This window comes from Mesorhizobium sp. B4-1-3 (assembly GCF_006439355.1).
In the GTDB taxonomy this organism is placed as follows: Bacteria; Pseudomonadota; Alphaproteobacteria; order Rhizobiales; family Rhizobiaceae; genus Mesorhizobium.
In genome coordinates this window covers 254382-276825 of sequence record NZ_VFTG01000002.1, presented here as the reverse complement: position 1 = coordinate 276825, position 22444 = coordinate 254382, and the positions used below count along the sequence as shown (strand labels likewise).

The 22444-nt window shown below is 64.5% G+C and carries 18 protein-coding genes and 1 tRNA gene; 11 read left to right on the top strand and 8 right to left on the bottom strand.

Annotation, left to right across the window (positions count from 1 at the left end):
* Positions 1-83: 83 nt before the first annotated feature.
* The gene (ppdK, locus tag FJW06_RS04240; RefSeq protein ID WP_140748456.1) at positions 84-2768 is read right to left on the bottom strand and encodes a pyruvate, phosphate dikinase; all 2685 of its coding nucleotides are present in this window, start codon (positions 2766-2768) and stop codon (positions 84-86) included.
* A 214-nt stretch (positions 2769-2982) separates the two neighbouring features.
* On the opposite strand from ppdK, the gene FJW06_RS04235 reads away from it, so the two are divergent.
* The 3 genes from FJW06_RS04235 to FJW06_RS04225 all read left to right on the top strand — a co-directional run bounded on the left by FJW06_RS04235 (position 2983) and on the right by FJW06_RS04225 (position 4111).
* The gene (locus FJW06_RS04235; protein WP_140748453.1) at positions 2983-3327 is read left to right on the top strand and encodes a VOC family protein; all 345 of its coding nucleotides are present in this window, start codon (positions 2983-2985) and stop codon (positions 3325-3327) included.
* Between the two features lie 61 nt (positions 3328-3388).
* Entirely contained in the window at positions 3389-3820 is a 432-nt protein-coding gene (locus FJW06_RS04230) for a GDP-mannose 4,6-dehydratase (protein ID WP_246674517.1), read from the top strand.
* A 216-nt stretch (positions 3821-4036) separates the two neighbouring features.
* A tRNA-Gln gene (locus FJW06_RS04225) sits at positions 4037-4111 on the top strand.
* A 116-nt stretch (positions 4112-4227) separates the two neighbouring features.
* Here FJW06_RS04225 and FJW06_RS04220 read toward each other — a convergent pair.
* Entirely contained in the window at positions 4228-5151 is a 924-nt protein-coding gene (locus FJW06_RS04220) for an acetamidase/formamidase family protein (protein ID WP_140748450.1), read from the bottom strand.
* A gap of 288 nt (positions 5152-5439) precedes the next feature.
* On the opposite strand from FJW06_RS04220, the gene FJW06_RS04215 reads away from it, so the two are divergent.
* Positions 5440-7152 carry an HAD family hydrolase gene (locus FJW06_RS04215; protein WP_140748447.1) on the top strand — a complete coding sequence of 571 codons (1713 nt, stop codon included), beginning with the start codon at positions 5440-5442 and terminating at the stop codon, positions 7150-7152.
* 31 nt (positions 7153-7183) lie between these two features.
* Here FJW06_RS04215 and smc read toward each other — a convergent pair whose 3' ends face one another.
* The 3 genes from smc to FJW06_RS04200 all read right to left on the bottom strand — a co-directional run bounded on the left by smc (position 7184) and on the right by FJW06_RS04200 (position 12119).
* Positions 7184-10645, bottom strand: a complete 3462-nt coding sequence (gene smc, locus FJW06_RS04210) for a chromosome segregation protein SMC (RefSeq protein WP_140748444.1) — start codon at positions 10643-10645, stop codon at positions 7184-7186.
* A gap of 63 nt (positions 10646-10708) precedes the next feature.
* Positions 10709-11455, bottom strand: coding sequence for a DsbA family protein (locus tag FJW06_RS04205; RefSeq protein WP_140748441.1), 747 nt, complete (start codon positions 11453-11455; stop codon positions 10709-10711).
* A 154-nt stretch (positions 11456-11609) separates the two neighbouring features.
* Positions 11610-12119, bottom strand: coding sequence for a DUF721 domain-containing protein (locus FJW06_RS04200; protein WP_140748438.1), 510 nt, complete (start codon positions 12117-12119; stop codon positions 11610-11612).
* A 32-nt stretch (positions 12120-12151) separates the two neighbouring features.
* On the opposite strand from FJW06_RS04200, the gene mutY reads away from it, so the two are divergent.
* Both mutY and FJW06_RS04190 read left to right on the top strand, forming a co-directional pair.
* On the top strand, positions 12152-13276 hold the full coding sequence (gene mutY / locus FJW06_RS04195) for an A/G-specific adenine glycosylase (RefSeq protein WP_140748435.1): 1125 nt from the start codon (positions 12152-12154) through the stop codon (positions 13274-13276).
* Positions 13273-13884 (top strand): HAD family phosphatase, encoded by a 612-nt coding sequence (locus FJW06_RS04190; RefSeq protein ID WP_140748432.1) that lies wholly within the window; start codon positions 13273-13275, stop codon positions 13882-13884. Before mutY ends, FJW06_RS04190 begins: the two co-directional genes overlap by 4 nt.
* A gap of 54 nt (positions 13885-13938) precedes the next feature.
* On the opposite strand, the gene FJW06_RS04185 is transcribed toward FJW06_RS04190, so the two are convergent.
* Positions 13939-15072 (bottom strand): site-specific DNA-methyltransferase, encoded by a 1134-nt coding sequence (locus FJW06_RS04185; RefSeq protein ID WP_140748429.1) that lies wholly within the window; start codon positions 15070-15072, stop codon positions 13939-13941.
* A gap of 172 nt (positions 15073-15244) precedes the next feature.
* Here FJW06_RS04185 and FJW06_RS04180 point away from each other — a divergent pair, with 172 nt between their 5' ends.
* Entirely contained in the window at positions 15245-15934 is a 690-nt protein-coding gene (locus FJW06_RS04180; protein WP_140748426.1) for an HAD family phosphatase, read from the top strand.
* Positions 15935-16050: 116 nt separating this feature from the next.
* Here the strand turns inward: FJW06_RS04180 and FJW06_RS04175 are convergent, their stop codons facing one another.
* On the bottom strand, positions 16051-16512 hold the full coding sequence (locus FJW06_RS04175; protein ID WP_140748423.1) for a cupin domain-containing protein: 462 nt from the start codon (positions 16510-16512) through the stop codon (positions 16051-16053).
* 109 nt (positions 16513-16621) lie between these two features.
* Here FJW06_RS04175 and FJW06_RS04170 point away from each other — a divergent pair, with 109 nt between their 5' ends.
* Positions 16622-18184 (top strand): winged helix-turn-helix domain-containing tetratricopeptide repeat protein, encoded by a 1563-nt coding sequence (locus FJW06_RS04170; RefSeq protein WP_140748420.1) that lies wholly within the window; start codon positions 16622-16624, stop codon positions 18182-18184.
* Positions 18185-18259: 75 nt separating this feature from the next.
* Here FJW06_RS04170 and FJW06_RS04165 read toward each other — a convergent pair whose 3' ends face one another.
* Complete coding sequence (locus FJW06_RS04165; RefSeq protein WP_140748417.1) at positions 18260-19000, bottom strand: hypothetical protein; 741 nt, start codon at positions 18998-19000, stop codon at positions 18260-18262.
* A 127-nt stretch (positions 19001-19127) separates the two neighbouring features.
* Here FJW06_RS04165 and thrC point away from each other — a divergent pair, with 127 nt between their 5' ends.
* Genes thrC through FJW06_RS04150 form a run of 3 tightly spaced genes read left to right on the top strand, consistent with a single transcriptional unit; the run spans position 19128 to position 22442 of the window.
* Entirely contained in the window at positions 19128-20525 is a 1398-nt protein-coding gene (gene thrC, locus FJW06_RS04160) for a threonine synthase (RefSeq protein ID WP_140748414.1), read from the top strand.
* 14 nt (positions 20526-20539) lie between these two features.
* The gene (locus tag FJW06_RS04155) at positions 20540-21832 is read left to right on the top strand and encodes a pitrilysin family protein (RefSeq protein WP_140748411.1); all 1293 of its coding nucleotides are present in this window, start codon (positions 20540-20542) and stop codon (positions 21830-21832) included.
* A 13-nt stretch (positions 21833-21845) separates the two neighbouring features.
* Positions 21846-22442 carry a GNAT family protein gene (locus FJW06_RS04150; RefSeq protein WP_140748408.1) on the top strand — a complete coding sequence of 199 codons (597 nt, stop codon included), beginning with the start codon at positions 21846-21848 and terminating at the stop codon, positions 22440-22442.
* Positions 22443-22444: the final 2 nt, after the last annotated feature.

Sequence of the window (22444 nt, the reverse complement as noted above, 5' to 3'; positions counted from 1 at the left end):
CGGTGAAAAGCCCTATCTTATTGTTTTTACGCAATTCCGGACGGAAAATCGCTCACACTTTTCTTGGAATTGCTCCAAGCCCGTCAGGTGCGTTTTGCCGCGCTCTTCGCCGTGGCCACGGCAGCTTGCGCGGCTGCAAGCCTGGCGATCGGCACGCGGTAGGGCGAGCACGACACATAGTCGAGGCCGACCTTCTCGCAAAAACGGATCGAGGCCGGATCGCCGCCATGCTCGCCGCAGATGCCGAGCTTGATGGCGGGCCGCGTCGCCCTGCCTTTTTCGGCCGCGATCCGCACCAGTTCGCCGACGCCGTCGACATCGAGCGACACGAAGGGATCCTGCTCGATGATGCCCTTCTGCCGGTAGGTTTCGAGGAAGGACGCGGCATCATCGCGAGAGATACCAAAAGTCGTCTGCGTAAGATCGTTGGTGCCGAAGGAAAAGAATTCGGCCGCTTCGGCAATGACATGGGCGCGGATCGCCGCCCGCGGCAGCTCGATCATCGTGCCGGTCAGGTAGTCGATCTTGGTGCCGGTCTCCTGCATGACGCTTTGCGCCACTGCATCGATGCGCGCCTTGACGTATTCCAGCTCCTTCACCAGGCCAACCAGCGGCACCATGATTTCCGGCACCACCAGCGCCCCGGCCTTGCGGCCGGCCTCGACCGCCGCTTCGAAGATGGCGCGCGCCTGCATCTCCGCGATCTCCGGATACGAGACCGCGAGCCGGCAGCCCCGATGGCCAAGCATCGGATTGAATTCGTGCAGCGCTTCCGTGCGCTGCCGGAGCTTGTCGGCCGAGACGTTCATGGCGGAAGCAACCTCGGCGAGCTCGGCCTCGGTCTTGGGCAGGAATTCGTGCAGCGGCGGGTCGAGCAGGCGGATCGTCACCGGCAGGCCGGCCATGATCTCGAACAGTTCGAGGAAATCCGAGCGCTGCATCGGCAAAAGTTTGTCCAGCGCCGCACGCCGGTCCTTCTCGGCGTCCGCCAGGATCATCTCGCGCATGGCGACGATGCGGTCGCCGTCGAAGAACATGTGCTCGGTGCGGCAAAGCCCGATGCCCTCGGCGCCGAAAGAGCGCGCCATGCGCGCATCGAGCGGCGTTTCGGCGTTGGTGCGCACCTTCATGCGGCGCGCGGCGTCGGCCCATTCCATGATGGCGGCGAAATCGCCGGAGAGCTCCGGCTGCAGCATGGCTACCGCCCCTTTGAGCACCTGGCCGTTGCCGCCGTCGATGGTGATGATATCGCCCTTGCGGAAGGTCTGGCCCATCGAGATGAGCGTGCCGGCCTTGTAGTCGACGCGCAGCGAACCGGCGCCCGATACGCAGGGCTTGCCCATGCCGCGCGCCACCACCGCGGCATGGCTGGTCATGCCGCCGCGCGTGGTGAGGATGCCTTCGGCGGCATGCATACCGTGGATGTCTTCCGGACTGGTCTCGATGCGCACCAGGATCGCCTTGCGCCCTTGCGCCTTGGCATCTTCGGCATCGGCGGACGAAAAGACGATCTCGCCGGTGGCCGCACCCGGCGAGGCCGGCAGGCCCACGCCGATAACGTCGCGCGCCGCCTTTGGGTCGATGGTCGGATGGAGCAGTTGGTCGAGGGAGGCCGGATCGATGCGGGCGACCGCCTCCTCCTTGGTGATCAGCCCGTCCTTCGCCATCTCGACGGCGATCTTCAGCGCGGCCTTCGCGGTGCGCTTGCCGGAGCGGGTCTGCAGCATCCACAATTTGCCGCGCTCGATGGTGAATTCGAGGTCCTGCATGTCGCGGTAGTGCTTTTCCAGCCGGTCGGAGATGTCGACGAAAGCCTGGAAGGCGTCCGGCATCAGCTTCTGGAGCGACGGCTTGTCGGAGCCGGCGGCGATGCGGGCCGCCTCGGTGATGTTCTGGGGCGTGCGGATGCCGGCCACCACGTCCTCGCCCTGGGCGTTGACCAGGAACTCGCCGTAGAGCTGCCTTTCGCCGGTCGAGGGATTGCGGGTGAAGGCAACGCCGGTGGCGGAGGTGTCGCCCATATTGCCGAACACCATAGCCTGGACGTTGACCGCCGTGCCCCAGCTTTCCGGGATGTCGTGCAGGCGCCGATAGGTGATGGCGCGGTTGTTCATCCAGCTCGAGAACACGGCGCCGATCGCGCCCCAGAGCTGCTCGTGCGGGTCCTGCGGGAACGGCTTGCCGAGCTCTTCCTCGACCCTGGCCTTGTAGAGCGAGATCACGCCCTGCCATTCCGCGGCCGTCAGTTCGGTGTCGAGCTCGTGGCCGAGGCTGGCCTTCTGGTCCTCGAGGATTTCCTCGAACACTTCATGGTCGAGGCCCATGACGACGTCGGAATACATCTGGATGAAGCGGCGGTAGCTGTCATAGGCAAAACGCGCATCGCCGGAATCGGCGGCCAAAGCCTCGACCGTCTCGTCGTTGAGGCCGAGATTGAGCACCGTATCCATCATGCCGGGCATGGAGGCCCTGGCGCCGGAGCGCACCGAGACCAGAAGCAGTTTCGACGGATCGCCGAAGCGGCGGCCGGTGATGCGGCTGACATGGTCGAGCGCGGCGACGACATCCGCCTCGAGCCCTTCGGGATAGGTGCGGCCGTTGGCGTAATAGGCGTTGCAGACCTCGGTGGTGATGGTGAAACCGGGCGGCACCGGCAGCCCGAGGCTGCACATCTCGGCCAGGTTGGCACCCTTGCCGCCGAGAAGGTTACGGTCGCCGGCTCGGCCTTCGGCGGCGCCGTCGCCGAAGGTGTAAACCCACTTGGTCATGCTTGCCCTCCAGTTCGTGGAAGATAGAAACAGCCGGGCCACGGCCAGGTTCCCCGCCTTCGCGATCCGAGCGATAGGATGCTGCAGTGCGAAAGGCAAGGCACCGACCGGCCCTTGCCGCCACTACAATCGATTAAGCAAAGCTGCGTCAAAAAGACTTGCCGGAGCGGCCATAGCAATATAGAACATAACGGGAACATGGTGGAGTAGCGGGATGAAACTCAACGGAAAACTCGACTATCTGGAACTGCCGGCGACGGGCGGCAGGCTGGACAGCGTCAAGTCCTTCTACAGCGCCGCGTTTTCATGGTCGTTCACCGATTATGGCCCGACCTATTCCGCCTTTGCCGAAGGCCTCGACGGCGGCTTCCAGGCAGATGCCGGCGAAGCGCCGGCCAAGCCGCTCCCGGTCATCTACTCCAAAAATCTCGAGGAAACGCTGGACGCGGTCGAGGGTGCCGGCGGCACCGTCGTCAAGCCGATCTTTTCTTTCCCGGGCGGCAGGCGATTCCACTTCACCGATCCAGCCGGCAACGAACTTGCCGTTTGGGGACATTAGGGAAGTCGCGATTTCAGGTTGTTTTGCTGTTGACAGCCAGGGGGCAGCCGGGCTCATTCCAGTGAACGGCAGCACCTCCAACAGTAAAAACGGACTGATGAAATTCGGCTCAAGCGGTGTTCGGGGTGGCTTCCGCGTCGGCAACGTCGACGCAAGGCGCGACTTCCTGGATGTGCGCGACATCGCCGACGCCTATGCCCGCACGGTCCTGAACAGCCGCGACCTTGCGCCGAACACCATTTTCAACATTGCATCCGGAGTGTCCTGGCGGATGGGAGACGTGCTCGATCTGCTGCTCGCGCAAAGCAGCGCCGAGATCGTCATGGAGCAGGATCCGCTGCGGCTGCGACCAAGTGACCTGCCGTGCATCGTCGGCGATGCGACCCGCGCCCGGACCTTGCTCGGCTGGGCGCCGGAGCATCCCTTCGAAGATACGCTTGCGGCCGTCCTGGAGGATTGCCGCGCGCGCGTGGCCAGGGCGCAGGTAGGATGATCGCCTGCTTCCTGAGAGCCTGAGGTGAACCGCCGCGTGCCAGCACAACCGCGAACTGCCACGCAGCGCGTGCGGATTGCTCTCCACCGCCAGCGATGGGCGACGAACCGGCCGGAATGGCGGCCCGCATCGCCGCCGATTTTAGTTGATCTCCTGCATTGAGCTTTCCACCGGCTCGTCCTATAAGGCCGCGCGCAGCGGGCACGGCCCGCCTGCTGGGGCGTCGCCAAGTGGTAAGGCATCGGTTTTTGGTACCGACATTCCCAGGTTCGAATCCTGGCGCCCCAGCCAACCGCCATCACGCGAATCTGGCCAGCCAGACTATGTTTCACCTCGTCATGGAACGGCGAGCCGCCCTATCTCTTTGTTCTGACCGGACGGAAGGCGTTCTTTCCTGCCTTTGCCCGTCAGCCGGCAGAGGCTGGCTTCGTTAGCCACCGCTTTTCGATAAGGCAAACCATCGTGTAGGCAGGGTCAAAGACGTTGCCGACGTGATACCGGACAACTTGGCCCATCAGATGAGATGCTGCTTCGGCGGACAAGCCATAGTCGCTGGTCAACCAGTTGAGCATATCCGTTGTCGCATGCTGCAGGGCCTGATCAAGCGGCCGCGCGTTGCCCATAGAGAAAATATGGGTTTCGTTCTCACCGCGAGGCCACACCAGCCGCCTGTTTTTCTCCACGGTCAAGCGAAGCTCAACCTCAAAGCAGGTTTCGATACCGGTTCCGACGATCTCCCCATCGCCCTGCGCCGCATGGCAATCGCCTGCGAAGAAGAGCGCTCCCTCTGTGGCAACAGGAAACCAAACGGTCGCGCCGGGCCGAAACCCGCGGTAATCCATGTTACCGCCATTCTCCGCGCTTGTCGCAGTGGAGAAAGCCTGGCCCATTGATGGCGCCACGCCAAAGCAGCCGATCATCGGCTCAACCGGCAAAATGAACCGTTCAAGGCCTGGCGGCGGCTCCTCCAGCATCACCGTTCGCGATTCGAGGTCGATCCGCCAGGTGACTTTGTCCCTTACCGGCAGATCGCGGGCAGCCTCCGGATCGATAACATTCGCGGCCAAGGACGAGATCGTCCAGCCGGAAGAGCGGATCGGGTCCATGCGCAGGATGTCCACGCGGAGCGCATCGCCAGGTTCGGCTCCCTTCACGAAGATCGGCCCGTTCATCGGGTTTGGTCCTCGGGCCCGCTGCACACCGTTCTTGTCGAAGCCCCGAGCATCCAGGGTTTCCGTCGTCACGACATCGCCGGATGCAATTGTGAGCACCGGCGCGACCGTGCCGAGAACATTGTGCCAAATAGTGTTGATGAGTTCGTGCGTCGCCATGCAATGGCAGTAGCGAAGACGTTGCCGCGCGGCAAGCCTGGATTAGGCTCTTCGGCGGCCGATCGGCTTTGCTCCGCCTCGTCCCACAGGGCAGCGCGCCGCAGGCATGCCTTAGGCTCATCTTGTCGAAAAACCTGTTTAGCGGCTCAAAGCGGCCCGACATTCTTCCGAAAATCGGGAAAGTCGATGCCCAAATCCGCGACTTATCGTCAGCCTAAACCTTTTCCGGCGGCAGGCGTTGTTCGTTGCAGACGGACGGACACAACAGCCAGCGGAGAGGTTCAACCGATGTATTTCATGGCACTGGCCACCGACTATGACGGCACGCTGGCGCATGACGGCCTGGTCACCGCGAGCACGATCTCGGCCCTGGAGAAGCTGAAGAAATCCGGGCGAAAGCTCATCCTGGTCACCGGGCGCGAGCTGCCCGATCTCAAGGAGGTGTTTCCCGAACTTTCCCTGTTCGACAAGGTCGTGGCCGAGAACGGCGCGCTGATCTACACGCCGGCCAGCGAGGAGGAGCGCACGATCTCGCCCTCGCCTTCCGCGGATCTCGTCGACAGGCTGAAGAAGCGCGGCGTGAAGCCGCTGTCGGTCGGCCGCTCGATCGTCGCCACATGGGAACCGCATCAGGCCACTGTGCTCGACGTCATCAAGAAGCTCGGCCTGGAGCTGGAGATCATCTTCAACAAGGGCGCGGTGATGATCCTCCCTTCCGGCATCAACAAGGCGACCGGGTTGGCGGCGGCGCTCGACGACCTGAAACTGTCACCGCATAATGTCGTGGCAGTCGGTGATGCCGAAAACGACCACGCTTTCCTCAGGGCCTCTGGCTGCAGCGTTGCGGTGGCCAACGCATTGCCCGCCGTCAAGGAAACCGCCGACCTCGTCACCAAGGAGGCGCGCGGCAAGGGCGTGGAGGAGCTGATCCGCAGACTGATTAAGCACGATTACCTGCTGGCCAAGAAACGTTTGGGCGGTGTGTTGCTCGGAACCTCGCGCGGCAAGGACATTTATCTGTCGCCGATGGAAACGGTGCTGATCGCCGGAAGCTCGGGCATCGGCAAATCGACCTTAGCCACGGCGCTCACCGAGCGGCTGGTCGAAAAGGGTCTGCAATTCTGCATTTTCGACCCCGAGGGCGACTATGACGGACTGAAAGGCGCGGTGCCGCTGGGCAACGGCTCGACCGCGCCGAACAAGGAACAGTTGCTGGAACTGATCGAGAAACCGCAGACCAACATCGTGGTCAACGGCCTGGCGCTGAAGGTCGACGAGCGGCCCGATTTCTTCGCCGAATTGCTGCCCGGCCTCGGCAACGTCCGCTACCGCACGGCAAGGCCGCACTGGCTGATCATCGACGAAGCGCATCATTTGATGCCCCAGCGACGCGGGGATACGCGTTCGGTGCTGTCGATCGAACTGCCCGGCACTGTGCTGATCACCGTCCATCCCGAAGCCATCTCGACCGATGCTCTCGGCCTCGTGACGGCGGTGATCGCGCTTGGGCCCAAGGCGAAGGGCGTCATCAGGACCTTCTGCAAGGAAACAGGGCTCCAGGCGCCAAAGGACATTCCATCGCCCAAGGGCGACCGGGTGCTGTTCTGGCGCCCGCACGACGGCAAGAAGCCGATCACGGTCAAGGCGATCGAGCCCGACCAGTCGCTGAAGCGGCACAGCCGCAAATATGCCGAAGGCGAGCTCGACGAGGCGGGCAGCTTCTATTTCACCGGGCCGAAGAAGGCGATGAACCTCAGGGCCCATAATCTCATCATCTTTGCGCAGATGGCGGAAGGCATCGATGACAAGACATGGGAGCACCATTTGCGCGCCGGCGACTATTCCAAATGGTTCCGCCAGCAGATCAGGGACAAGGACCTCGCCCGGGAAACGGCGGAGGCGGAGAAGAACAAGTCCTTGTCGGCCGAGGAGAGCCGCAAGCTGGTGATCGAGGCCGTGCGACGCAGGTATACGGCGCCGGCGACCGCTCCGGAAAAGTAGGATTGGTCGTGCAATCCTGAGAAAGGCGAGCTCAGCTCGCCTCGCGCATCGCCTCGGCGGCCTGCAGGTCGACCGAGACCAGTTGGCTGACGCCCTGCTCGGCCATGGTGACGCCGAACAGCCGGTCCATGCGCGCCATGGTGATCGGATTGTGGGTGATGATGACGAAGCGCGTTTCGGTCGTCTTCGCCATCTCTTCCATCAAATTGCAGAAGCGCTCGACATTGTGATCGTCGAGCGGCGCGTCGACCTCGTCGAGCACGCAGATCGGCGCCGGATTGGTGAGAAACACGGCGAAGATCAGCGACATCGCCGTCAGCGCCTGCTCGCCGCCGGACAGCAGCGTCATGGTCTGCGGCTTCTTGCCGGGCGGGCGGGCGAGGATTTCAAGGCCCGCTTCCAGCGGGTCTTCGGACTCGATGAGTTGCAATTCGGCCGTGCCGCCGCCGAACAGGTGCGAGAACAGCCGCTGGAAATGGCCGTTGACCACCTCGAAGGCCGCCAGTAGCCGCTCACGGCCCTCGCGGTTGAGGCTCTGGATGGCCTGGCGCAGTTTTCTGATCGCCTCGATGATGTCCTCGCGCTCGGAAACGATGGTCTCAAGCCGCTCGGACAATTCCTTCTGCTCTTCCTCGGCGCGCAGATTGACGGCGCCCAGCCGCTCGCGCTCGATCTTCAGCCGGTCGAGTTGGCGTTCGATCTCGCCCATGTCGGGCATCGGATCGTCGGCTTCGAGGCCGGTATGCTTGATGACGAGATGCGGCGGCGTGTTCAGCGCTTCCTGGATGCGCGCCTCGACTTCGGCGCGACGCTCGTCGGCGGCGGTGAGCCGCTCCTCGGCCCGGACGCGGGTTTCGCGCGCCTCGGCGAGCGACTGGATGGCGGCGGTCGCGGCCTTATCCAGCTCTGCCTGCTGGTTTTCCGCTTCCTGCAGGCGGTCGCCTGCTGCCTGGCGCAGCGCTTCGGCTTCGGAAAGCTGGGTCAAGAGCGCGCGGCGCTTGGCGTCGATCTCGTCCGGCGCGTCGGCCAGCCGCTCGCGCTCGGCTTCGGCCTCGGCCTTGCGCTCGCCGAGAGCGGCGATCTGCGTCGAGGCGTTTTCGGCGCGCTCGACCCAATTCCTGCGCTCGGCGCCGATGGCGTCCAACCGGCGCATGCGCGCCTCGGCCTCGCGGCGCAGCCCTTCATGCACGGCGCGCGCATCGGCAAGCGTGGCGCGGTCGCGCGCGACATTGGCGGAAGCCTGTTCGAGCTGCAGTTGGAGATCGCCGAGATCGGGCGCGTCCTTCAGCATCTCCTCGGCTTCGAGGAAGGCGGCCTGCGTCTCCTCATGGCTTTCGACGATGCGAGCCCGGGCTTCGTCCAGGGCTGCGCGGCGGCTCACCAGCTCGCCGCCGGCCTTCTCCGCCTCGGCCAGCGCGTTGCGGGCGGCATCCAGCGCATGCTGGGCCTCGCGTCCGGCCTGGCGCGCATTGCGCTCGGCCTCGCTTGCCTGGCGCATCGCCTGTTCGGCGCGCGCCAGCGCTTCCTCCGCCTCACGCACGACGCGCGTCGCCTGCACGGCTTCGGCATCGAGCTCGGCCAAGCGGTTCTTCTGCGCCAGCCGCTGGGCGGCGGCGGTCGGGGCGTCGGCGCTCGCGGTCAGGCCATCCCAGCGCCACAACGCTCCATCGCGGCTCACCAGCCGCTGGCCGGGCGCCAACAGCGCTTGAAGGCGGCGGCCGTCGGCGGCATCGACGATGCCGATCTGGGCGAGGCGGCGCGCAAGCTGCGCCGGCGCGCGCACGACGCTGGCAAGGCTCTTCACGCCTTCGGGGAGCGCCGCATCTCCAGGCTGGATCGCGCTTTCGCCCCAATGGACAGGAGCGCTGCGGTCGAGCGGGACATCGAGGTCCTCGCCCAAGGCCGCTCCCAGCGCGGTTTCGTAGCCGCGCTCGACGCTGATCTGCTCAAGCACCGACGGGAAAAGATCGCCGCCGCTGGTGGCGTTGAGGATCTTCGCCAGCGTACGCGCTTCCGTCTCGATGCGCGCCAGTTCCGCCCTGGCGTCCTGCAGCGGCGGCCGGGCGGCGCTTTCGGCCGCGCGCGCCTCGGCGACGGCCTGCTCGGCGGCAATAATGCCGGCCTCGCTCTCTTCCAGCCGGGCAAGCGCATCCTCGACCAGAAGCCGCTTCTCGGCCGGATCGGGCAGGCCGGCAATGCGCGCGACGACGTCGGAAAGCTCGCGATCGACGTCGGCGAGCTGGCGGGCGAAACGGTCGCGGCGCTCGGCGGTCTCGCGCAGCGTGCGCTCGATCTGATGGCGCGAGGCGGCCGCCTCGGCGCGCTCGGCGGTCAGCGCGGCAAGCTTTGCCTCGCTTTGCGAGAGCGTCGCGCCGGCCTGTTCGAAAGCGGCGCGCGTGGTCGCCTCGCGCTCGGCTGCGCCCGCATTGTCCGAGTTGAGCTCGGCTTCCTCGGCGCGCAGGCGCTCGAGGACGTCGGCATTGTCGCGCACCATCCGTTCCTCGCGGGCGATGTCGGCGTCGAGCTGCTGCAGGCGGCGTTCGAGCTCGGTCTGGCGCGCGCGGATGCGGCCGGCCTCTTCCTCGATCTGGGTCTTGGCAATCGACAGCCGCTGGAAGGCGGCCGCGGCGGCGGCTTCCGCGTCGCGCAGATCCGGCAGCCGGTGCGCGGCGATCCCTTGTTCCCTGGCCGCCGCCATCTGGGCGGCGGCGCGGTCGCCGACCAGCGTGGTGGCGATGGCGAGCGCCGAACGCGCCTCGCCTTCCTGGGTCTTGGCCAGCGTCCAGCGCAGATGCAGAAGCGTCGCTTCCGCCTTGCGGATATCGGCCGACAGGTTCTTGAAGCGCGAGGCCTGGCGCGCCTGGCGCTTCAGGCTATCGATCTGGCCTTCCAGCTCGCCGACGACGTCGTCCAGCCGTTCGAGGTTCTGCTCGGCGCCCTTCAGCCGGAGCTCGGCCTCATGTCGGCGCGTATGCAGGCCGGAGATGCCGGAGGCTTCTTCCAGCAGCGCGCGGCGCGCCTGGGGCTTGGCCTGGATCAGCTCGCCGATGCGGCCCTGGCCGACCATGGAAGGCGAGCGCGCGCCGGTCGACTGGTCGGCGAACAGAAGCTGCACGTCCTTGGCGCGCGCTTCCTTGCCGTTGATGCGGTAGAGCGAGCCGGCCTCGCGCTCGATGCGGCGCGAGACCTGCAATTCGTCGGCGTCGTTAAAGGCGGCGGGCGCGGTGCGGTCGGTATTGTCGAGGAAAAGCGTGACTTCGGCGGTGTTGCGTGCCGGGCGGGCGCCGGAGCCGGAGAAGATCACGTCGTCCATGCCGGACGCGCGCATGTTCTTGTAGGAGCTTTCGCCCATCACCCAGCGCAGAGCTTCGACGAGGTTCGACTTGCCGCAACCGTTCGGCCCGACAATGCCGGTCAGCCCGCGTTCGATGACGAACTCGCCGGGCTCGACAAAGGATTTGAAACCGAGGAGGCGAAGGCGCGAAAATTTCATTCGCGCCTTCCTACACTACAGGCCATGGCGCCGAAGCCGGACCGCTTCGGCGCGGCCTGGATGTCAGAGCAGAGGGTCGATGATGGCCGACATTTCCTCAATCGACATCGCCCCTTTGTAGGTCTTTCCGTTGATGAAGAAGGTCGGCGTCGAGTCGACCTTGAACTCGTCCGCTCCGCGTTTCTGGACTGCTCTCACATCGTCCAGAAGCTTCTGGTCCGTCAAGCAGGCCTCGAAGGACTCCTGTGTAAAACCGGCGAGCTTGGAGATCTGCAGCAGCGCTTCCTTGGTGTTGTTGACCCCGACCCAGCTCGGCTGCTGCTTGAACAGCACGTCGACCATGGCGAAGTAGTTGTCCTTGGAGCAGCGCGCCAGCATGAAGCCGGCTTCGGCGCTCGGATCGAAGGGGAATTCGCGCAGGATGTAACGGACCTTGCCGGTGTCGATATACTTCTTCTTCAACTCAGGAAAGGTCGTGTCGTTGAAATGCGCGCAATGCGGGCAGGTCATCGAGGCGTATTCGACGATGGTGACTTTGGCGTCGTCCTTGCCAAGCTGCTTGTCGGGCAGCGCACCGGGCTTGAGAAGTTCAGCCATGTCGACGGTGCCCTGCGCCTCGGGCACCTGGACCGCGGCCGGAGTGGTGGCCGGCTTAGCCGGCGTCGACGGGTCGGCAGGCTTCACGTCGGCGGCCTTGGCCTCCTCGCCAGAGTCGCTGCATGCGGCCAGCAGCGCTACCGCAGGAACAGCGGCCAGCGCAGTCAGAAGGTTTCTGCGGGACAAGGTCTTGCCAGACGGGGCACGGTTCATGCGAATCACCTGATATCGGTTGGATTTTGCAATGCAAGGGCTAGAAAAGGCGAGAGTTGGCGCGAATTAAGGCATCGCGATCCCCAATCCAATCGCGAAACTTGATCATAAGCATCACGAATGCGCGAGATTGGTGACGCATTCATGACGCTTCTTACGACCCTTTCGGCTTCCGTTCACCCATAATTGTGGCGCCAAGCCGCTCCAGCGAAGCGCGCAGGCCGTCATCCTCGATCTTGCCGACCAGGTGCGAAAGCTTCGACTTCTCCGCTTCGCTCAAGGGTCGCGGCGCCGGCTTCGGCCGCGCCTTTTGCGAAAGCACCGGTTTCTGCAGGATCTTGATGCGGCCGATCGCATTGAAACCCAGGAAGGCGTTGACGCGGTTGATGACCTCGCCGGCCTCATGCTGCAGATGCAGCGCCGCCATGCCTTCGCAGGCGATGATCAATGTCGCCGGCTCGAACGGATCGTCCTCGTGCAGGCGGCGCGGCCACTGGATCTTCTCCGGCCGCGAATGGGTGGCCAGGCGCGGCCCGGCGATCGCCTCCCAGGACTGCACCAGCCCGATCGAGATGCCGGCGCGCTTCCTCAGCACCGGATCGAGGATCTCGGTCGCGAGATCGCTCACCGGAACGGGATTGCCGAAGGGCCTTTTCCCTGCCATGTGCGTTCTCCAGTCCCCAACTCGTCCGATCAATGGCACCGCTAGACCAGACCCGCAAGGCATCACAGAAAGCCGCGTCCGACGACGCGGGCATCGCTGCCCGCCTGCTCGCCTGGTACGACGCGCATCATCGCGACCTGCCCTGGCGCGTCACGCCCGGCGCGTTCGCGCGCGGGATCAGGTCCGATCCTTATCGCGTCTGGATGTCCGAGGTCATGCTGCAGCAGACCACGGTCGAGGCGGTGAAGGCCTATTTCCGCACCTTCGTCGAAAAATGGCCGACGGTCGAGGCGCTGGCGGCGGCGCCCGCCGAGGACGTGATGAAGGCCTGGGCCGGGCTCGGCTACTATTCCAGGGCGCGCAACCTGAAGGCCTGCGCCGACATTGTGGCGCAGCGGGGCGGCCGCTTTCCCGACACCGAGGCCGGCCTTCGCGAATTGCCGGGCGTCGGCGCCTATACCGCTGCGGCGATCGCGGCGATCGCCTTCGACCGGCCGGCCGCGGTCGTCGACGGCAATGTCGAGCGGGTCGTGACCCGGCTCTCTTCGATCGAAACGCCGCTTAGCGAGGCCAAGCCGCAAATCCGGGCGCTGGTCGAGAAGCTCGTGCCGCAAACGCGGCCCGGCGATTTCGCCCAGGCGATGATGGATCTCGGTGCGACGATCTGCACGCCGAAGCGGCCGCGTTGCATGCTCTGCCCGGTGCGCGAAGATTGCAGCGCCATTCTCAGCGGGGATCCGGAACGTTTCCCGATCCGCCTGCCGAAGGACGACAAGCCGCTGCGCAAGGGCGCCGCCTTCGTCGCCGAGCGTGACGACGGCGCCATCCTGCTACGCAAACGGCCGGAAAAGGGCCTGCTTGGCGGCATGACCGAGGTGCCGACCACGGGCTGGACGGCGCGGATTGACGGCGCCACGACGGCCGACGCCGCGCCTTTTGCCGCCGATTGGCGCCGCGCCGGGCAGATAGGGCATGTCTTCACCCATTTCGCGCTCGAACTCGACATCTTCCATGCCCACATCAAAGGCGATGCGCCTGCTGGGCATTTCTGGTCGCTGGCCCACGAAATTTCCGGGGAAGCGCTGCCCACCGTCATGAAAAAGGTAATCGAAGCGGCGATACCGGGCGCGATCAAGAAACCGAAAGGCATGCAATGACCGAAATCCGCCATATCGTGTTCGACATCGGCAAGGTGCTGGTCCACTACGATCCGGACATCCCGTTCAGCCGGCTGATCCCGGAGGTCGCGGAGCGGAAATGGTTCTTCGACAATGTCTGCACCAGCGCCTGGAACCTCGAGCAGGATCGTGGCCGGACCTGGGAAGAAGCCGAGTCATTGCTGATCGCCGAGCATCCTGATCACGCCGAAAATATCCGCAACTTCCGCCGCCACTGGCACGACATGGTGCCGCATGCCTATGACGACAGCGTAGCGCTTCTCGAGGGTCTGATCGAGGATGGCCGCGACGTGACGCTGCTCACCAACTGGGCTTCGGACACGTTCCGCGAGGCTCGGGCCCGTTTTCCGTTCCTTGAAAAACCGCGCGGCATCACCGTTTCCGGCGATATCGGCCTGATCAAGCCGGACCGCGCAATCTATGACCACCACGTCGCTTCGTTCGGGCTCGATCCCGCAGCTTCGCTGTTCATCGACGACAGCCAGAAGAATGTCGACGGCGCAAGGGCCGCCGGCTGGCAGGCGGTGCTGTTCACCGATGCCAGGACGCTTAAAGCGGACCTTGAACGGTTCGGGATTGCGGCTTGAACTGAATCGCTTGCGGCGATCCGTTGAAGTCTTGATTCAAGAGCGGACGGCCGCTCAGGCCCCTGCCCGCTCCATGCCGAGCCGGGCGATGCGGCGCAGCTCGTCGATCGGGGTGAGGCCGCCGCTACGCTCATAGTGCCAGAAGGTCCAGCCGTTGCAGGCATCCAGACCTTGCACCTCGGCGCCGATCTTGTGGATCGAGCCGGCGCTGTCGCCGATCGCCAGCGTGCCGTCGGCACGCACCTTTGCCGCCCAACGCTTCTTGGCGTCGTAGAGCGTGGCGCCCGGCGTTACCAGACCGTTGTCGATCAGGCTGATGAAGGCGACGCGCGGCTCGGCTCGCTTGCCGGAAAGCACGGTGAGGTCGGCGCCCTCCAGCGGGCGCACCGCGGCGATGCGCTCATTGGCGGCGTCAATATAGGCCTGCTCGCGCTCGATGCCGACGAAGTGGCGGCCGAGGCGCTTGGCGACGGCGCCCGTGGTGCCAGAGCCGAAGAAGGGATCGAGCACGACGTCGCCCGGCTTGGTCGAGGCCATCATGATGCGGGCCAGCAGCGCCTCCGGTTTTTGCGTCGGATGCAGCTTGTTGCCGTTCTCGTCCTTCAGGCGCTCGCCGCCGGTGCAGATAGGGAATAGCCAGTCGGAGCGCATCTGCAGGTCGTCGTTCGAAGCCTTCAGCGCCTCGTAATTGAAGGTGTAACCCTTGGCCTTCTGATCGCGCGAAGCCCAGATCATCGTCTCATGCGCGTTCTGGAAGCGGCGGCCGCGGAAATTCGGCATCGGGTTGGTCTTGCGCCAGACGATGTCATTGAGGATCCAAAAGCCGAGATCCTGCATGCGGGCGCCGACCCGGAAGATGTTGTGATAGGAGCCGATGACCCAGATGGTGCCGCTAGGCTTCAGCACCCGGCGTGCAGCGAGAAGCCAGGCGCGGGTAAAGGCGTCATAGGCCTCGAAACTCTCGAATTGGTCCCAGTCGTCGTCGACGGCGTCGACCTTGGACTGGTCAGGCCGGTGCAGGTCGCCGTCGAGCTGCAGATTGTAGGGCGGGTCGGCGAAGATGACGTCGACCGACTTTTCCGGCAGCCGGTCCAGCGCGGCGACGCAATCGCCTTTCAGGATCGTGTCCAGCCATTCGGACTGCGAGGGAGCATGGGAAAGCTCGTCGAGAAGACGCACGGCAGACATCGAAACACCCAAAAGAACGCGTTACGGTTTTACTCTCCGTTATGGTTACCGATCAGCGTAAACATTCGGTGAAGGCTCGCGGCCCGGCTGGGGAGGTTTGCGCGGGCCGGCCCGTTGGTGTATGCCGCGCCGCTTGAGCCGTCAGGCCCTTCCCCCAACGACGCGGATTGCCATGCCCCAGCCAGATCTTGTCATTTTCGATTGCGACGGCGTGCTCGTCGATTCTGAAATCGTCGCCGCGCGCGTCGAGGCCGAGCTTCTGACATCGGCCGGGTTCGAGATCTCGGCGGAGGAGATTTTCGAGACCTATGCCGGGCTGACCTTCAAGGACATCATGCTGCGGCTCGAGGAGAAGTCCGAGGTCCCGTTCCAGGCCTCGCTGATCGACCGCGCCGAGGAACTGGTCGACCGCAAGCTGCGCAGCGACGTGCGCATTATCGAGGGCGCCCGCGAGGCGGTAGCCGCCGTCACGGCGCCGCGCGCCGTCTGCTCCAACTCGCGCACCGAGCGGGTCGAATTCATGCTGGAGAAGGTGCGGCTGCTGCCGTTCTTCGCCGGCCGTATCTTTTCCGGGCTGGACATACCCAGCAAGAAGACCAAGCCAGCGCCGGACGTGTTCCTCTATGCCGCCGAAAAGCTCGGCGCCAACCCGAAGAACACCTTCGTGATCGAGGATTCAGTGCACGGCATCGCCGGCGCGAGGGCGGCCGGCATGCGCGTCATCGGCTTCACCGGCGCCGGGCACAGCTATCCGGGCCATGCCGATGCGCTGACCGAGGCGGGCGCCGAAACGGTCATCCGACGCTGGGCGGAACTCAGCAGCACGATCGCTGCATTGTCGGAGTGGTCCGAGGACGCCTAGAGCGTTTCACCGTTTCACGGAGACGGCGAACCGCTCTATCCCTTTTTTTACGCAATTCCGGGCGGAAAGCCGCTCACACTTTTCCTGGAATTGCTCTGGAAGACCGAGGATCGCGCCTATGCGCGCGTCGTCAGCGTCGACAGTTGGTCGGTGTCGTAGCGGTTTCGCAGATCGGCGAGCGCTTTCGGATCCGGGGCACCGTGCGCCGCCAGTTCGGCAAGCTCTTCGAAATAATGCTCGTGACCGGGTGGAGAGACGGTCATCAGCACGCGCGCCGGCCTTTCGCTGACATTGGTGATGTTGTGCGGCACTCCCGGCGGGATGAACAGGAAGGTTCCTGGCGTTGCACGGATCGTCCTGTCGCCGACATGCCATTCACACTCGCCCTCGAGCAGGTAAAAAGTCTCCTCCTGCACCCGGTGAACATGCCGCCCGGTGGCGAACTCCGGCGGAATCGTCCAGTCGAACATGCTCGTATGCCTGGTATTTTCATCGGTAACGAGGAAAGCCATTGGATGGCCACGCAACATGACGCCCTTCTTCTCGTCGGGCATGCGGATGACGGCATCAGCGCTCATATGATCCTCCTCTGACAGGGCGCTTGTTTCCGGCAAGCGTTCGCGCAACATCGGCCGCTCACGCCGAAAAGTCGTGAATCCGTTGCCAAAAATTTGCTAAAAGACTCAAATGACAGCCAGGGGCGACGTCTACCAGTTCGGCCCGTTCCGCCTCGATCCTGAGGTGGGGATTCTCTTCTACGGGGCCGAGCCGACCATGCTCGGGCGGCGTGCCGTGGCTCTGCTGCGGCTGCTGATCCAGAACGCGGGCCAACCCGTGTCCAAGGACGCGCTGATCGAAGCCGGCTGGGGCGGATCGGCGGTTGCCGACAACAATCTGACGGTTCAGATCGCAGCCTTGCGCCGGACACTGGCCGACGCGGCGAATGTCGCGGACTGGATCGAAACACTGCCGCGCCGCGGCTATCGCTACATCGGACCGGCCGGCGCCGCCAATGTTCCCGATATCCCGGCGGCCGCCCGCGCCGCCTCGGCGCCGAGCTTGCCTGAAAAGCCCTCCATCGCAGTCCTGCCATTCTCGAATTTGAGCGGCGACCCGCAGCAGGAGTATTTTGCCGATGGGATGGTCGACGACATCATCACAGGCCTGGCACGCATCAAATGGCTGTTCGTCATCGCGCGAAACTCGACTTTCTCGTACAAAGGTCGCGCCGTCGACGTGAAGCGGGTCGGCCGCGAGCTTGGTGTTCGCTATGTGCTCGAAGGCAGCGTGCGCAAGGCCGGCGGCAGCGTGCGTGTCACCACGCAGATGATCGATGCATCGACCGGCGCACATGTCTGGGCCGAGCGCTACGACCGCAGTTCCGACGACATCTTTGCGCTCCAGGACGAGATCGCCCTGGCAGCGGTGGGCGCGATTGCGCCAAGCGTGCGGAAAGCCGAAATCGAACGAGTCAGGCGCAAGCGCCCCGACAGTCTCGATGCCTACGATCTCGTGCTGCAGGCCCAGCCTGACGTGGATTCAGGCATGCCGGAGCAGGTGACCAGGGCGCTGGTGCTCCTAGAGCGCGCGATCGCGCTCGAACCGGCCTATGCGCTGGCGCATGGCAATGCCGCGATGTGCCATCATTGCCTGTTCCTTCGCGCCGGCCTGCGGGAGATCAACCGTGCGTCTTCGATCCGCCACGCGCGGTCGGCCATCGTCCACGGGCAGGATGACGCGCTCGCCCTGACATGGGCGGGCTTTTCCATCGGAATGGATGCGCATGATCGCGCCGGTGCATTTGCGGCATTGGAAGCCGCGCTTGCCATCAGCCCGTCATCGGCGCTGACCTATATCCTCGGCAGCGTCATGCTCGGATGGGGCGGTGAAGCGGAGCGCGCGATAGAGTGGAGCGAGCAGGGCATGCGGCTGAGCCCTTTCGATTCATGGGCTTGGGCCGCATTCGACGCGCAGGCGATGAGCCATTTGCTGCGCGGCCATTACGAAGAGGCTTGCCGTGCTGCCTACAAGTCCGTTCAAGCCAACCCGGCGCATAGCATCACCTATGTGCAGTTGGCCGCCGCGCTGGTCAAGCTTGGCCGATTGGACGAAGCGAGGGCGGCCGCCGCCCGCGTGATCGAGCTTCAGCCCGGCTTTCGCTACAGCCGCCAGTTTGCAGGCGTGAATTGCGCGCCTGCGCTCGCGCAGGTTCTTGGTAGCGCATTACGGGCAGCCGGATTACCTGAGTAGACCCGGATTACCTGAATAGACAACGAACAGCATGTTTCGTTGGCCAACGAAACATGCTGTGTTTTCTGCCTTCGCTCAGTTCGTCGCCGGAGCGCGCTTCTTCCGCTTGCCTTTCGACTTGTCCGCCGAGGCGGCCGGCGTGTTCTCGTCATAGCCGGCATAGGCCTGGTAGTCGCGCGCGGTCGGCTCAGGCACCACGACGTTGTTGTCGACGAAGACGAACTGGGTAGCGGCCGACGGGTCGGTAACCTGCACCTGGTAGGGATGCAATTGCGAATAAAGCACCTCGTCGCCGTGCTGAACCGCGATGCGGATCGGCATGGTGATGGTGCCGGGCGCGAACATCGGCCCCGGCACGACCTTGCCGGCGACGGCGATCTTCATCGACATCTGGCCATTGGCATGGGTGCAATCGCGCGTCACGTCGGTGATCGAGGCCTGGTAGATGATCTTCGACGGGTCATGGTCCGGATCGATCGGCTGGCCGTTGGGGCCGGTCTGAGCAGCAGCAGCTGCCTCGGCCTCGGCTTGCGCCGCCGGATCAAGCTTCTTTTTCCTGGGCTTTGCAGTGGCGCCCTTGGCATAGGTGTTGAAATAGGCGGTGCCGTCGCGCAGCGTCACCTTCGGGCAATAGGCGCGCAACTGGCTGGCGAGGATCTTGGGATCCTGCGGCGGCGGCGGTGCGGCCGGATCCTTCTTGGTTAGGCCGAAGTTAAGAATGCCATTGTCGCTCGATTGGCAGCCGGCGGCGGCAAGCATAAAGCCGGTGAGCGCCAGACCCGCGACAAAACGACGGTTGACCGAATAAAACGCCATGAAACTGCACTTCCCTCTCACAAAGCCGGTGACGTATAGCAACCGCGCGGCAAAAATGCGACTGAGCCGGCTCGGAAAATTAACCAATTGCCGTGGATGACGCGACCGGCAGCAGTGGGCCTTGACGATGCAATATGTGAGTACCCGCGGGGATGCGCCCGCGCTTGGATTTTCGGACGCGGTGCTGGCAGGCTTGGCGCGCGACGGCGGGCTCTACGTGCCGCGCGAGTGGCCGCAGTTTTCGGCCGCCGACATCCGCGCCATGCGCGGACTTGCCTATCCAGACCTTGCCATCCGCGTCTTGACGCCGTTCCTCAGCGGCGAGATCGCGGCGCCCGCCTTCGAGCGCTTGGTGCGCGAAGCCTATGCCACGTTCCGGCACGAGGCCGTCTGCCCGCTGGTGCAGACAGGGAAAAACACCTTCATCCTCGAGCTGTTCCACGGTCCGACGCTGGCCTTCAAGGACGTGGCGATGCAGCTGCTCGCCCGCCTTATGGACCATGTGCTTGCCGAACGCGGCCAGCGCGCCACCATCGTCGGCGCGACCTCGGGCGACACGGGAGGTGCTGCGATCGACGCCTTCGCCGGTCGCGACCGCACCGACATCTTCATCCTTTTCCCGCATGGCAAGGTCTCGCCGGTGCAGCAGCGGCAGATGACGACGTCGAGCGCCGCCAACGTCCATGCGCTGTCGGTCGAGGGCAATTTCGACGATTGCCAGGGCCTGGTGAAGGACATGTTCAACGACCACGCTTTCCGCGACCGGGTGTCGCTGTCGGGCGTCAATTCGATCAACTGGGCCCGCATCATGGCCCAGATCGTCTATTATTTCTCCTCGGCCCTGTCGCTCGGCGCACCCGACCAGCCGGTGTCCTTCACCGTGCCGACCGGCAATTTCGGGGATATTTTCGCTGGTTACGCCGCCAAGCGCATGGGCTTGCCGATCGATCGGCTGATCATTGCCACCAACGACAACGACATCCTGGCGCGCACATTGGCGAGTGGCGAATACCGCACCAGGGGCGTGTTCGCCACGACCTCGCCGTCGATGGATATCCAGGTGTCTTCGAATTTCGAGCGGCTGCTGTTCGAGGCGGCCGGCCGCAACGCCGAGACGGTCAGGCGCTACATGAACGGGCTGAAGCAATCGGGCGCCTTCACCATCGAGGACGGCGAGCTCAAGCGAATCCGCGCCGAGTTCGACGCCGGCCGCGCTACCGTCGAGGAGGTTGCCGCCACCATCCGCGCGACTCTGGAGAACAGCGGCTACCTGCTTGATCCGCACACGGCGGCGGCCGTTCATGTCGCCGCTTCCCACGCCTCCGGTCCGGTGCCCATGGTGGTGCTCGGCACCGCGCATCCGGCGAAATTCCCGGCGGCGGTCGAGGCTGCGTGCGGCATCACCCCTGCCCTGCCCGCATGGCTAGGCGGCTTGATGACAGCCGACGAAAAATACACGATACTTCCATCCGACTTGAAAATGGTGGAAGATTACGTGAGCCGCCACTCGCGGGCGGCGCGTTAAGGAGTACTTGCCATATGGGTGTTGAGGTAAGCCGTCTGTCGAACGGCCTGACAGTCGCCACCGAAACCCTTCCAAGCATCGAATCGGTTGCCCTAGGGGCCTGGGTCAAGTCAGGCGCCCGCAATGAGCGGGACGACGAGCATGGCATGGCCCATCTGCTCGAGCACATGGCTTTCAAGGGCACAAGGCGCCGCAGCGCCTTCGAGATCGCCTCGGAAATCGAGAATGTCGGCGGCGAGATCAACGCCGCCACCAGCGTCGAGACGACCTCATACTACGCCAGGGTGCTTTCGGACGACGTGCCGCTGGCGGTCGATATCCTGGCCGACATCCTGCAGGAGTCCGAATTCGATCCCGACGAGCTCGAACGCGAGCAGCATGTGATCCTGCAGGAGATCGGCGCCGCGCACGACACGCCCGACGACATCGTCTTCGATCGCTTCACCGAAACGGCCTTCCGCCATCAGACCATCGGCCGCTCGATCCTGGGCACGCCGGAGACGGTCAAATCCTTCACCTCCAAGCAGCTGCACAACTTCATCGAACGACAATATGACGCAGAGCGGATGGTCATCGTGGCCGCCGGCGATGTCAAGCATGACAATTTCGTGCGCGAGGTGGAAAAACAGCTCGGCGGCTTTCGTTCCAAGGCGGCGGGCAATATCCCGCAATATGCGCAATATGTCGGCGGCGACTTCCGCGAGGATCGCGACCTGATGGATGCGCAGATCGTGCTGGGCTTTGAGGGCCGCGCCTATCACGTGCGCGATTTCTACGCCTCGCAGGTGCTTTCGATGATCCTGGGCGGCGGCATGTCGTCGAGGCTGTTCCAGGAGGTGCGCGAGAAGCGCGGCCTCTGCTACTCGGTCTATGCCTTCCACTGGGGATTTTCCGACACCGGCATTTTCGGCGTGCATGCCGCGACCGGGCAGAGCGACATCGCCAAGCTGGTGCCGGTGATCATCGACGAATTGCAGAAGGCCGGCGAGAGCATCCAGCAGGACGAGCTCGACCGGGCGCGCGCGCAATATCGCGCCGGCCTCATCATGTCTGCCGAAAGCCCGGCCAGCCGCGCCTCGCAGATCGCCAGGCAACTGCTTCTGTTCGGGCGGCCGATCGCCAAGGAGGAATTGATGGAGCGGCTTTCGGCGCTGACCGTCGAGCGGCTGACCGATCTCTCCTCGCGGCTGTTTTCGACCAAGCCCACGCTCACCGCAGTCGGGCCCGTGGGCACGCTTGCGCCCTACGAGGCGATCCTCGAATCGCTTGCGGGTCCGCAGACGACGGCCCGCCGGCTAGCCGTCTGACCCTACAAGCGCCGTGTTCGCGCTCCCTTTCTTTCGCCGCGACCTGCCGGCACTGAGAGGCGAAAAGGTCACGCTGCGCGTGCCGCTCACCAACGACTACCGCGAATGGTCGGCGGTGCGCGGCGAAAGCCGCGCCTTTCTGGAACCCTGGGAACCGCGCTGGCAGCCGGACGAGCTCGACCGCGCCGCCTGGCGGCTGCGCATCAGCCGCTACCGCGAGGATTACGCGCAAGGCACGGCCATCGCCTTCTTCATCTTCGAAAAATCGAGCGGCAAGCTTGCCGGCGGCATCACGCTCGGCAACATCCGCCACGGCGTCGCGCAGAGCGGTCATATCGGCTACTGGATCGGCGAACGCTTCGGCGGCCGCGGCCTGATGACCGAGGCGGTCAAGCTGGTGTCGCGGTTCGCCTTCGATACGCTCAGGTTGCACCGGATCGAAGCTGCCTGTATTCCCGAAAACGCCCGGTCGATCCGCGTGCTTGAAAAAGCCGGATTCCGGCGCGAAGGACTGCTGCGATCCTATCTCAGGATCAATGGCATCTGGCAGGATCACTATCTCTACGCCCGGATCGCGGACGATCCGCCGGGCGATGGAACGAAGGGCTGACT